This window comes from Methylovorus sp. SPW-M1 (assembly GCF_053848825.1).
This window is the reverse complement of the sequence record NZ_CM132626.1, coordinates 2490379-2502956: the sequence shown is the minus strand read 5'-3', so window position 1 is coordinate 2502956 and position 12578 is coordinate 2490379. Positions and strand designations below refer to the sequence as shown.

Annotated in this window: 12 protein-coding genes; 7 read left to right on the top strand and 5 right to left on the bottom strand. The window is 57.4% G+C overall.

Annotated features, from left to right (window positions below; genetic code table 11):
• The first annotated feature begins 117 nt into the window (after positions 1–117).
• The 6 genes from lpxC to ACWWD9_RS11820 all read left to right on the top strand — a co-directional run bounded on the left by lpxC (position 118) and on the right by ACWWD9_RS11820 (position 6210).
• Entirely contained in the window at positions 118–1047 is a 930-nt protein-coding gene (gene lpxC, locus ACWWD9_RS11845) for a UDP-3-O-acyl-N-acetylglucosamine deacetylase (protein WP_455867128.1), read from the top strand.
• A 16-nt stretch (positions 1048–1063) separates the two neighbouring features.
• Complete coding sequence (locus tag ACWWD9_RS11840) at positions 1064–1246, top strand: hypothetical protein (protein WP_013441295.1); 183 nt, start codon at positions 1064–1066, stop codon at positions 1244–1246.
• A gap of 137 nt (positions 1247–1383) precedes the next feature.
• Positions 1384–3351 (top strand): transglycosylase SLT domain-containing protein, encoded by a 1968-nt coding sequence (locus ACWWD9_RS11835; RefSeq protein ID WP_455867127.1) that lies wholly within the window; start codon positions 1384–1386, stop codon positions 3349–3351.
• A gap of 2 nt (positions 3352–3353) precedes the next feature.
• A complete protein-coding gene (locus tag ACWWD9_RS11830) occupies positions 3354–4301 on the top strand; it encodes a complex I NDUFA9 subunit family protein (RefSeq protein ID WP_455867126.1) in 948 nt (315 codons plus the stop codon).
• A gap of 12 nt (positions 4302–4313) precedes the next feature.
• Positions 4314–5537 carry a multifunctional CCA addition/repair protein gene (locus ACWWD9_RS11825; protein ID WP_455867125.1) on the top strand — a complete coding sequence of 408 codons (1224 nt, stop codon included), beginning with the start codon at positions 4314–4316 and terminating at the stop codon, positions 5535–5537.
• Between the two features lie 316 nt (positions 5538–5853).
• Complete coding sequence (locus tag ACWWD9_RS11820; protein ID WP_455867124.1) at positions 5854–6210, top strand: PEP-CTERM domain protein; 357 nt, start codon at positions 5854–5856, stop codon at positions 6208–6210.
• A 95-nt stretch (positions 6211–6305) separates the two neighbouring features.
• On the opposite strand, the gene slmA is transcribed toward ACWWD9_RS11820, so the two are convergent.
• The 3 genes from slmA to argB form a co-directional block, all read right to left on the bottom strand.
• Positions 6306–6866, bottom strand: a complete 561-nt coding sequence (gene slmA / locus ACWWD9_RS11815) for a nucleoid occlusion factor SlmA (protein WP_015829376.1) — start codon at positions 6864–6866, stop codon at positions 6306–6308.
• A gap of 81 nt (positions 6867–6947) precedes the next feature.
• Positions 6948–7577: a pyrimidine 5'-nucleotidase gene (locus ACWWD9_RS11810; protein WP_159356425.1), complete on the bottom strand. Its 630-nt coding sequence runs from the start codon at positions 7575–7577 to the stop codon at positions 6948–6950.
• Positions 7578–7592: 15 nt separating this feature from the next.
• Positions 7593–8477 carry an acetylglutamate kinase gene (argB, locus tag ACWWD9_RS11805; protein ID WP_013441302.1) on the bottom strand — a complete coding sequence of 295 codons (885 nt, stop codon included), beginning with the start codon at positions 8475–8477 and terminating at the stop codon, positions 7593–7595.
• Between the two features lie 91 nt (positions 8478–8568).
• Here argB and ACWWD9_RS11800 point away from each other — a divergent pair, with 91 nt between their 5' ends.
• A complete protein-coding gene (locus ACWWD9_RS11800) occupies positions 8569–10239 on the top strand; it encodes a formate--tetrahydrofolate ligase (protein ID WP_455867123.1) in 1671 nt (556 codons plus the stop codon).
• A gap of 136 nt (positions 10240–10375) precedes the next feature.
• Here ACWWD9_RS11800 and ACWWD9_RS11795 read toward each other — a convergent pair whose 3' ends face one another.
• Positions 10376–10801, bottom strand: a complete 426-nt coding sequence (locus ACWWD9_RS11795; protein WP_013441304.1) for an Hsp20/alpha crystallin family protein — start codon at positions 10799–10801, stop codon at positions 10376–10378.
• Positions 10802–10916: 115 nt separating this feature from the next.
• A complete protein-coding gene (argA, locus tag ACWWD9_RS11790; protein WP_455867122.1) occupies positions 10917–12488 on the bottom strand; it encodes an amino-acid N-acetyltransferase in 1572 nt (523 codons plus the stop codon).
• Positions 12489–12578: the final 90 nt, after the last annotated feature.

The window sequence follows — 12578 nt, the reverse complement described above, 5'->3', positions numbered from 1 at the left end:
AGCTGCCGGCTATGGCGGCGCATATGCTATGATGTTGAAATAATTGAGGTTAATGCCGCAGTGCTTAATGCTGCGGCCCAAGTATTAACGGGTTGTATACCCAGGGTGTAAGAAATCATGTTGAAACAACGCACACTGAAAACCGTGATCCGCGCCACCGGCGTCGGGCTGCATACAGGCGACAAGGTCGAGATGACCTTGCGCCCGGCTGCGCCCGATACCGGAATTGTGTTCCGTCGTGTCGATCTGCCCGATACGGCGGCATTCAAGGTGCAGCCTCAATTCGTTACCGATACCCGTTTGTGCTCAGCCTTGGAGCATGGCGGCAGTCGCGTAGCCACCGTCGAGCATTTGATGTCCGCCCTGGCCGGCCTTGGTGTAGATAATGTGCGGGTGGATCTCACCGCCGGTGAAGTGCCCATCATGGATGGCAGCGCCGGTCCGTTTGTCTTCCTGCTGCAGCAGGCAGGGATAGTCGAGCAGCCTGCGCTCAAGAAATTCATTCGTATCAAGAAAACAGTGGAAGTCCGCGATGGCGACAAATGGGTGCGCTTCGACCCCTATTTCGGCTTCAAGCTGGATTTCACTATCGATTTCAATCATCCGGTGTTTGAACACAGCGGCAAGCGCGTTGTGATCGATTTTGCTGACAACTCCTATATCAAGGAGATCAGCCGTGCGCGTACTTTCGGCTTCATGCATGAAGTCGAGTACTTGCGTTCCAATGGTCTGGCCCGTGGCGGCAGCCTGGATAACGCCATCGTGCTGGATGAATACCGCGTGCTGAACAACGATGGCTTGCGCTATGACGACGAGTTCGCCAAGCACAAGGTGCTGGATGCCATTGGCGACCTCTATGTTCTGGGGCATCCGGTAATCGGTGCGTATACCGCCTATAAATCCGGCCATGCCATGAACAATCAGCTGTTGCGCAATCTGCTGGCCGATCAGGAAGCGTGGGAATATGCCACTTTCGAGCGTACCGAAGAAGCGCCTAGCGGCTTCCAGGCACCGATAGGCATGCCGCCTGTCCTGCAATACGCCTGATCCCGGGTAATCCCTGATGCTGGTCTTGCGACTTTTACTGGTCATCGGGGTCATCGCGGTGGCTGTTTCCATGGCGGTTTACCTGCTGTCCGGCGATAAACGCTACCTTCGCTTTTCCTGGCAATTGATCAAGTTCACCGGTGTTTTGCTGTTTGTGGCGGCGGTCATCATGGCCATGGGCCGCATTATCCTGTTCTGATTTCCTTGGTGTAATCTCACAGCCCAGGGCTGGTTTGTCCGCGCAGGATTGCGTGGCAAAACGTGTCCTATTCGTGCCCCATAGCCAGTAGCCCTGTGCTATGCTTTTCTCAGTAGTAATCGACACAGGCTTTACCCATGCAACGGTACTCCGCAGTTTTCAGTTTTGCTTTCATGCTCATGGTGTCCACGGCGGCGTCTGCACTCCTTGTGCCTGCAGCACAGGCTGCCAGCAATGAAGAGTTGTTCAACGATGCCCGCATTGCCTACAAAAACCGGGATGATCTTAGCCTGGAACGTGACTTGCAGCAGATGCAGGCACAAGACTACCTGCTCGCCCCTTATGCCGATTACTGGTTGATGCTGCTGAGGCTCAACCAGTCGGACAGCCAGACCGTACGCACTTTTCTCGCCCAATATGCCGATATGCCATTTGCCGACCGCGTGCGCGGCGAGTGGCTCAAAGGCCTCGCCAAGCGCCAGGAGTGGGCGACCTTTTTTGATGAGCTCCCCGCCTTGAAGCGGGATGATGCCGGGGTCAGCTGTTATGCCCTGGAAGGTCGCGCCATCCGTGGCGATAGCGATGCCCTGGCGGAAGGCCGAACACTCTGGATGAGCACCGCCGAGCAACCGGCCAATTGCCTCGCCTTGTACGATCGCATGCAGAAAAATGGCGCCTTGAGCAATGATCTGATCTGGGAAAAGTTCAGGTTGCTGTTGGCCGATAACAAGGTGAGCCCGGCCAAGCTGGTGGCACAGCGTATATCGACGATGGATGCCGCAGCCCTAAAATTATTGGACAAGACTTATCAGAATCCGCAGCAGGCGCTCGAAAAGAAAACACTCAGCCTGAAAAACCGCTATGGCCGTGAGCTCAATCTCTATGCGCTGGACCGTCTGGCGCGCACGCAGCCCTTGTATGCGCTGGATATGTGGCAAAAGCTGCAAGCATCATTTGAGCCTGCCGAGCAGGATTATTTCTGGAGCAGGTTAGCCCTGCATGCCGCGCGTCGGCATGACCCGGCCGCCCTGAGCTTTTATGACCGCGTGCCTGCGGCTGCCCTGGATAAGGAACAGATGGCCTGGAAGGCCCGTGCCGCGCTGCGTGTCAGCGATTGGCCACGATTGCTGAACACCATTGCCGAAATGCCAGCCACGCAGCAGCAGGAGGCCGCCTGGCGTTACTGGAAAGGCCGCGCGCTGAAAGAGCAAAAGCAGATCCCTGCGGCCAATGCCCTGCTGGTGCCGTTGTCGCGTGAGCGCAGCTATTACGGTTTGCTGGCGGAAGACGAACTGGGCGACGTGCTGAGTGCGGTGCCTGCCAGCTATCGCCCCACCTCGGCAGAAGTGGAAGCCGTGAGTGCCGTGCCCGGGATACAGCGGGCCATGGAACTGCAGCGCTATGACATGCGCTGGGAGTCGCGCACCGAGTGGGCGGCAGCGACCACCGGCTTTGATGACAAACAGATGATTGCCGCTGCCGAGCTGGCCGCGAAGCAGGAGTGGTATGACCTCGCGATTATTACCGCCGACAAGACCACCAGCACGCATGATTTTTCCTTGCGCTATCCCACGCCTTATCGCGAAATCGTGCGCGGTTTTGCCAAGGAACAGGGGCTGGATGAGGCCTGGATTTACGGTCTGACCCGTCAGGAAAGCCGTTTCATGCACTATGCCAAATCCGGCGTAGGTGCCTCCGGCCTGATGCAGGTGATGCCTGCCACTGCCAAATGGATCGCCAAGCGCATGGGGTTGGATAACTATCAGAACACCATGATTCACCAGCTGGATACCAATGTGCAGCTGGGGACTTACTATATGCGTTACACGTTGGATCTGATGGGCGGGCAATCCCTGATGGCAACCGCGGCCTATAATGCAGGACCGGGGCGCGCCCGGCGCTGGATGGCGGATCAACCGCTGGAGGGGGCGATTTATGCCGAAACCATTCCTTTCAGCGAGACGCGCAACTATGTGCAGAAGGTCATGGGCAATGCTTATTATTATGCGCATCGCCTGGGCACTAAAATACTAAGCCTCAAGCAGCGGCTCGGCACAGTGGGCGGCGGCGGAGGGGTAATGACGACGGAAGAGGCGGAAAACTAAGCATGAAAATAAAACAAATATGTGTACTCGGTGGTTCTGGCTTTGTCGGTAGCGCAATTGTTCACCGTTTGAGTGCGGCCGGTTATCTGGTCAAGGTGCTGACGCGTCGGCGTGAAGCCAGCAAACACCTGATCCTGCTGCCCAATGTGCAAGTCGTGGAATGCGATGTCATGGATGATCAGGCCTTGCGTACGCACCTGACAGGCTGTGATGGGGTGATCAATCTGATAGGCATACTGCATGAGAGCCGCAAAGCCAGCTTCGAGGCCATGCATGCCGAGCTGCCCAGCCGCCTGGTGCAATTGTGTGTGAAGCTGGGTGTCTGTCGCCTGCTACACATGAGCGCCCTCCAGGCGGCGCCCGATGCGCCCAGTGTCTATCTGCGCTCCAAGGCAAAAGGCGAAGCGGCCGTACTGGCCAATGCGGATCGCCTGAATGTCACCATCTTCCGGCCATCGGTCATTTTTGGCCGCAATGACAGCTTTCTCAATCTGTTTGCCAGCCTGGTCAAGCTCATGCCTGTGGTCGCCCTGGCGAAACCCCAGGCACGCTTTCAGCCCGTATGGGTGGAAGATGTAGCGCAGGCATTTACCAATGCCATTGAAAATGCCGAGACCTTTGGTCAGGTATATGAATTGGGCGGCCCACGCGTGTACACCATGAAAGAGCTCATTCTGTTCGTTGCGTTTGTGCTGGGCAAAAAGCGCATGGTGGTCGGGCTTAACGACAAGCTTTCTTACCTGCAGGCCTATGCGCTGGAAAAAATGCCCGTCAAGCTGATGACGCGTGACAACCTGAGCTCCATGGAAGTGGATAGCGTGACCAGTGCACCTTTCCCCGCTGTGCTGGGCGTCACGCCTACCGCGCTGGAAGCGGTGGTGCCTGAATACCTGACCAATGACACGCCACGCAACGCCTATAACCGTTTTCGTGGCCTGGCCGGTCGCTAGGTCCTGGTGGGCATGCAAACCTTTGTCGTGGGCGGAGCCGTGCGTGATGCACTGCTGGGCCTGCCCGTGCAGGATCAGGATCATGTCGTGGTCGGCAGCACCCCGGCAGAAATGGAGGCGGCTGGTTTTCGTCGTGTCGGCAAGGATTTTCCTGTCTTCCTGCATCCGGATACCCACGAAGAATATGCGCTAGCCCGCACCGAGCGCAAAACCGCCAAGGGGTACAAAGGATTTGAGGTGCATGCATCCCCTGATGTCACGCTGGAAGAAGACCTGGCGCGACGCGACCTCACCATCAATGCCATCGCCCGCGCTGAGGATGGCAGCCTGATTGATCCCTACCATGGCAAAGCGGACCTGGAGGCGCGCATATTGCGCCATGTCAGTCCGGCATTTGCCGAAGACCCGGTGCGCATCCTGCGAGCCGCACGTTTTGCCGCAAGATTTACCGAGTTTACCCTGGCTCCCGAAACCCTGGCCCTGATGCAGCAGATGGTCGCCGATGGCGAGGTCGATGCCCTGGTGCCTGAGCGGGTCTGGCAGGAGATGGCCAAGGGCCTGATGGAGGCTAAGCCTTCACGCATGTTTGAGATGCTGCGTGCCTGCGGGGCCTTGCAGAGAATATTTCCCGAGCTGGATCGCCTGTGGGGCGTGCCGCAACCAGCCCAGCATCATCCCGAAATCGACACGGGCGTGCATGTCATGATGGTGATTGACTATGCGGCCAGCCAAGGCTATTCATTGCCAGTTCGTTTTGCCGCCTTGACGCATGACCTGGGCAAGGGCACCACGCCGCCGGATATCTGGCCACGGCATATTGGCCATGAGCTGCGCAGCGTGGATCTGCTCAAGGATGTGGTCAAGCGCCTGCGCGTGCCCAACGATTGCCGCGAGCTTGCGCAGCTGGTGGCCAGGTTTCATGGCAAGGTGCATCAGGTTAACGCCATGCGGCCGGATACCCTGCTGCACTTTCTGCAGGAGCTGGATGCCTTGCGTCAGCCGACGCGGTTTGACGATTTTCTTAAGGCTTGCGAGTGCGATTCGCGCGGCCGTGCTGGCTTTGAACACAAAGCTTTTCCTGAAGCGGCTTATCTCAAGCAGCTGCTGCAAGCCGTGATGCAGGTGGATGCTGGCGCCATTGCCCGACAGTTTTCCCATCCCGAAGAGATCAAAAGTGCGGTATTTGCCGCCAGGCTGAGTGCCTTGCAGGAAGTATTGGCTGTCCGACATTCCTGAAAAACGTCACCATGCGGTGACACTTTCAGTCGCGGCGACTGAGGCATACGCTGCCTGTCATTCGCTACACCTTCAATGGAAGCCAATAGCCACGGCACTTGCAAGCAGCATGCACGCAGATTGTTGCGTATCAGGCATGCATCTGGTGCATATTGATCGTGCTTTGTGCATGCCAGCTCGAACGCCAACTGGCTAATGCTATAAATCGCCGCATTTAAACGCTTTTTGACGATTTTTTGCCAGAAACCTATGCTTTATGCAAGTTGGCACGCGGATTGCTTTAGTTACACCAAACGTAACTTAAGGAGTCTGCACCATGAAACGAGCACTTGGTACTTCCTTGATCGCCGCGGTTGTTGGTCTTTCTCTCAACCACGCGGCACAAGCAGCGGAAATGCCTGGCAATCAGGCAGTCACAACCAACTTCAGCATCAGTGAACCGGTGGCATTGACCGCCAACACTGCTACCTTGCTGGCTATGGCTGATACTGGCCGGGCCGACCGCTTTTCCATGACGGCCATGGCAGATAGCAATATCGGTTTTGATGCACCAGCCGCGCCTGCCCAGTCCACCGAGCTGGCTTTGCGGCCAGTTCCTGAGCCCAAGGCAGTCATGCTGCTGACGGGCTTGGGCTTGCTGATGTTTGTAGGTTATCGCCGTTCGCGAATGTAGTCAGGCTGTCGGTTCGGATAATAAAAAAGGCGGACATGTTCCGCCTTTTTTATTATCTCTGTTAACAGAGCGTCTGTGCCGACTGAACCTCTGTTTCAGTTGATCAGCAGCCCGAGTTGCTGCTGTACGAATTCCATGGGTTTGCGCTTGAAGCCACTCTTGGCGAATTGCTGCCAGCGACCCACGACAAAACACAGCATCAGATTGGCCTTGGCTTCGGGTTGCAGTTCACGCCCAGTCTGGGTTTCTGCAATCCGCAGGCTTTGCTTGAGCGTGGACTCAATGCGATCAAATAACTGATTGATGCGGGTTTGCAGCGCGTCATCCTCATTCACCAGCGCGTCACCAATCAGTACCCGTGTCATGCCGGGATTTTTTTCCGCGAACAGCAGCAGGATGGTCACAATGCGCTGTGCCTGCTTCATGCCTTCGGTTTCTTCGCTGGTGATTTTATTGATCAGGCCAAACAGGGTTTGCTCGATGAATTCGATCAGGCCACCAAACATCTGCGCCTTGCCTGCGAAGTGGCGATAAAGCGCCGCTTCAGACACATTCAGGCGAGCAGCCAGAGAGGCGGTGGTAATCTTTTCGCGCTTGGGCGTTTCCAGCATTTTTGCCAGCGTTTCCAGAATCTGTTGTTTGCGTTCTCCAGCCATTGCTCATCCTTGCTAGGTAATAAGGTTAGCGGATTTTAGGGGAAAACGTCGCTGAGTGAAATAGCTGACTGCCTGCTGTTTCTATATTGTGTGACGAGTAAGCGCTAACACGCTGTTTAGTCTGGCAGATACGTAACATGGTTTGTGCAAACGACGTGTGATGTGCACGGTTTTCATGCCCAGGCGACGTGCGGTACGCAGGGCGGGGAGATTATCTTCGACCATGATGCACTGGCCGGGATGGGCGTGCAGGGTGCGCAGCAAACTCTGAAAACCGCGCACGGAAGGCTTGGGGTGAAAGCGCGTGGACTCGACGCTATGCACAATCTCGAACATGTCTTCCACGCCAATCAGCTTGAGTACGCGCAGAGCGTATTGCATGGGCGCATTGGTGAACACGACTTTGCGCCCAGGCAGGCGCAGCAGGGCATGTCGCAGGCGCTTGGCATGCACCACCATGTCAGGCAGGTTCATCAGTTCATGGGTGCGTACCAGAAAATGGTAAGGGTCAGTGCCATGATGCCGCATCAGCCCTTTCAGCGTGGCGCCATAAATACGCCAGTAACGCTGACGCAAGGCATGGGCTTCCGCCTCGCCTAGCGCCAGGGTGTCCATGATGTACTGCGTCATGGCACGATTGAGGTGCGGGAAGATATGGGCGGACGCGTCGTGCAGCGTGTCGTCCAGATCAAAGATCCAGATAGGGCGCAAAGCGGGCGTCTGGCTTTACTTTGCCTTGATCAGGGTGCCCACCCCTTCATCGGTCAGCACTTCCAGCAGCAGGGCGTGCTCCACCCGGCCGTCGATGATGTGTACCGATTTGACGCCACTGCGCGCGGCATCCAGCGCTGAGCTGATCTTGGGCAGCATGCCGCCGGAAAGGGTGCCATCGGCCACCAGATCGTCAATCTGCTTGGGGGTCAGGCCGGTCAGCAGATTGCCTTCCTTGTCCAGTACGCCAGGTGTATTGGTCAGCAAAATGAGTTTTTCTGCGCCGAGGATTTCGGCCAGCTTGCCAGCCACGACATCGGCGTTGATGTTGTAGGTTTCGCCTTCCGTGCCCACGCCGATCGGCGCGATCACCGGAATAAAGTCACCACTATCCAGGAACTGGATCAGGCTAGGGTCTATGCCGCTGATTTCCCCGACCTGGCCAATGTCGATCATTTCGTCCGGCTTGTCCTTGTTGGGGATCATCAGCTTGTGCGCGTGGATGAAGTTGCCATCCTGCCCGGTCAGGCCCACTGCCTTGCCGCCGTTACGGTTGATCAGGTTGACGATTTCCTTGTTGACCTGACCGCCCAGCACCATTTCCACGATATCCATGGTTTCTTCATCGGTGACGCGCATGCCCTGGATGAACTCGCCCTTTTTGCCCAGGCGGTCCAGCAGCTCGTTGATTTGCGGGCCGCCGCCATGCACCACGACGGGATTCATGCCGACCAGCTTGAGCAGCACGACATCGCTGGCAAAGCATTCCTTGAGGTGCGGGTCGGTCATGGCGTTGCCGCCGTATTTGATGACAATGGTCTTGTCAAAAAAGCGTTTGATGTAGGGCAGGGCTTCCGCGAGGGTCTGGGCTTTTTGCGCGGAGGTGGTGTCGTTCAGCATGTGGTGTCTCGGCGTTGGCAATGCTGTGCATTTTACCTTGAACGGCTGCATTTGAGATGGTGTAATCTTCTAAAAAACAAGGGGTATGGCGATGACGTCCGATATTGAAATTGCGCAACAGGCCAGCATCCTTCCCATGGAGGACATCGCGGCCCGTTTGGGGCTGCCTGTCGAGGCGCTGGAGTTGTATGGCGCCCACAAGGCCAAGATCAATCTGCACAAACTGCCCGTGCCTATGGACGCCAGGCAGGGCAGGCTGATACTGGTCAGTGCCATCAGCCCGACCCCGGCTGGCGAAGGCAAAACAACTACAACCATAGGCCTGGGCGATGCCTTGCAGCGCATAGGCAAATCGGTATGCATCTGTTTGCGCGAGCCCTCTATGGGGCCGGTATTCGGCATGAAAGGTGGAGCGACGGGTGGTGGTCATGCCCAGGTCATGCCGATGGAAGACATCAATCTGCATTTCACTGGCGATTTTGCTGCGATTGCAGCGGCGCACAATCTCCTCGCAGCGCTCATCGATAACCACCTGCATCAAGGCAATGCGCTCGGGCTGGATGTGCGGCGCATTACCTGGCGCCGCGTGCTCGATACCAATGACCGCGCCTTGCGCCATGTCGTGGTCGGGCTGGGCGGCAAGGCCAACGGCTATCCGCGTGAAGACGGCTTTGACATCGTGGTGGCTTCCGAAGTCATGGCGATTCTGTGCCTTGCCTCTTCGCTGGCCGATCTCAAGCGCAGGCTGGGCAATATTGTGGTGGGCTATCGCACCGATGGCCAGGCGGTGACGGCAGGGCAATTGCAGGCGCAAGGCGCCATGGCCGTATTGCTGAAAGAAGCGATCAAACCCAATCTGGTGCAGACGCTGGAACATACTCCGGCCCTGATACATGGCGGCCCCTTTGCCAATATTGCCCATGGCTGCAACTCGGTGGTGGCGACGCGACTGGCATTGCAGCATGGTGATTATGTGGTCACCGAAGCCGGCTTCGGTGCCGACCTGGGAGCCGAAAAATTCATCGATATCAAATGCCGCAAGAGCGGTTTGCGGCCGCATGCATGCGTGATAGTGGCGACTATACGCGCACTCAAGTACCACGGCGGGCAAGCTCTCTCTGCCTTGCCGCAGGAGAGTCTGTCAGCCCTCAAGCAGGGCCTTGCCAATCTGCAGAAGCATGTGGAGAACGTCAGTACGCATTACGGTTTGCCCTGTGTGATCGCGCTGAACCGTTTTTCGCAGGATACCGAGGCCGAGTTGGCGCTGGTGCAGGCCTGCATGGCGGAGCAGGGCGTCAAGGTGGTGCTATGCACGCATTGGGCCGATGGGGGTGCCGGGGCGGAAATGCTGGCGCATGAGGTGGTGCGTCTGGCAGCGGCTGAGTCCACGATGCGCCTGGTGTATGCCGATGAAGACAGCTTGTGGGAGAAGCTGCGCAAGCTCGCGACGGCAGTCTATGGCGCTGCGGATATTGCCGCCCCGGCGCAGGTGAAGGCGCAGCTGCAAGCCTGGCAAGATGCCGGCTATGGCCATTACCCTATCTGCGTAGCCAAAACCCCCTATTCTTTCACCACAGATGCGGCGCAGCGCGGGGTGCTTGCCGGCCATACGCTGACGGTGCGCGAGGCCAGGCTGTGCGCTGGCGCGGAATTCATTGTGCTGATTTGCGATGGCGTGAATACCATGCCCGGCCTGCCAGCCGAACCCGCTGCCCATCGTATCGATATTGATGACCAGGGGAATGTCAGCGGATTGTCCTAGCCTGAGACCTGCCCATGTCAGCGGGGGATATCTGAATGCATGTATGGGCAGAAAGTCCTGAGAAAAGAAAAGCCCCGACGGTGGGTCGGGGCTGGGGCAGGCAACTTGTGATTACCTGGGTAACTGCTGCTTTACGTTAATTAATGGTGAGTTTTCTGGCGCTGGTTGCCGCTTTTTTCGGCAGCGTCAGTTGCAGTACGCCGTCGCGGTATTGGGCTTCGGCGCGACTGTCATCAAGTTCATTCGCCAGCTCAAAGCTGCGCGACAGTTTGCCGTAGTGACGTTCGCTGCGTAGCAGTCGTCCGCCTTCCTTGACATCCTGTTCGCGTCTGGATTCCGCACTGATGGCCACACGATTGCCATCAATGGTGACGTGGATGTCTTCTTTTTTTACGCCGGGCAGATCAGCATGCACGGTGTAATGGTCGTCGTGTTCTTGCACGTCAATTTTCAATACGGCGGAGCGCTCAGCGCTGACTGGACGGAAAAAGCCCTTGAAGACATCGTCAAACGGATCCAGCGCGTTGACGGTGAAGGGATCGAAACGGGTAAGGTTGGCCATGTTTAATCTCCTTTAATGAGGTTGGGAATTGTGTTCCTGTTGTCATTAATGGGATCGGGCTTTTTGTTTTCAAGCCCCCATCCGTATCTATTTTGCCGCCCATGCGGCCTGGTTTTTACAGTTGCTTGGTAAATACCTTGGAGCGGCGTTGCAGGTTGTAAAGCTGCTGCCGCTGTTGCGGCAGGGCATTCACATCGCGCTCGATGAATCCTCGCTCTTCAAACCAGTGCTCGGTATGGGTGGTTAGGACAAATACCGATTTCAGGCCTTGCTCTTTGGCAATGCTTTCGCAGTATTGCAGCAGCCGGTCGCCACGTCCGCCACGGCGATAGGCATGATGCACCGCCATGCAGGCGAGCTCTGCGGTTTTTTCTTCCGGGAAAGGGTAAAGCGCCGCGCAGCCGATAATGCGGCCATCGTGTTCCATGACATGAAAGCGGCTGATTTCCATCTCCAGCCGTTCACGGCCACGTCGCACCAGCACGCCTTCGGCTTCCAGTGGCTCGATCAATTGCAATATGCCGCCTACATCGCTGATTTCTGCTTCGCGCATGGATTCCAGCGGCTGCTCGGTCACCATGGTGCCGATGCCGTCATAGGTAAACAGCTCCTGCAGAATCGCACCATCAATATGGCGGCTGATCAGGTGCGTGCGGGCTACGCCCTGATCGCAGGCGCGTACGGCGGCGGGCAGGTAATACGCTTCATCTTCACTGAAATTCTGTGCGCCGCTGCCCTGCGTGTTGTTTTCCACATTGCGCAGCAGGTTCTTGGCTTTGAGCGCCGTCATTTCACGCAGCAGTTCGCCGCGCACGTTGTGTACGCCGTTGGCATCCATCAGAAAGATCAGCTTGTCTGCGTCCAGGGCGGCGGCGGCGCTCACGGCCACGTCTTCCAGCGTCAGGTTGAACACTTCGCCGGTTGGGGAGTAACCCAGCGGCGACAGCAGCACCAATTCGCCGTCGTCCAGCCGCTTCTGGATGCCAATCGCATCGACTTTGCGCACGGTGCCGGTGTGCTGCAAATCGACGCCATCGCGCACGCCCAGTGGTCGTGCCGTGACAAAGTTGCCGCTGGCAACGCGGATATCCGAGCCAGCCATCGGGGAGTTGACGATGCCCATGGAGAGCTGGGCCTCGATTTCTACCCGAATGGCGCCATTGGCTTCTTTTACAGCTTCCATGGCTTGCGCATCGGTCACCCGCAGGCCGTTGACCAGGCGGGTTTCGATGCGGGCGCGCTTCAGGCGCGATTCGATCTGGGGCCGGGCGCCATGCACCAGCACCAGCCTCACTTCCAGGCTGGCGAGCAGGTTGAGGTCATGCGACAGGGCGGTAAACTGTCCGTCTTCAACGACTTCGCCACCAAAGGCGATCACAAAGGTCCGGCCGCCAAAGGCGTGAATATAGGGCGCGGCCGAGCGGAACCAGCGCACAAAATCCTGGGGGTGCTGCATGGGGCGCGGTGTCGTCGCGGGGGTGGTGGCCGTGTCGGCTTGCGCGTATAGCTGGGCGGGTGTGCAGTCCAGCGCATGACAAAGCTTGCGCAGCATGGGCTCGGAAACGCCTTGCGCCCCGCGCTCGATGCGGGAGAGGTTGCCGCTGTCCGTGCCTACATTGGCTGCGAGGGTTTGCAGGGTGAGCGCGAGTGTTTTGCGCCGTTTGCGGATGGCTTGGCCCAGTGACATGGCGGTGTCCTTTTATGTAATGCGCAGACTTTATATAAATTTTGCGTAATTTGCAATTAATGAAATGGGTCTGTCTTGCCGAGCGGCAAA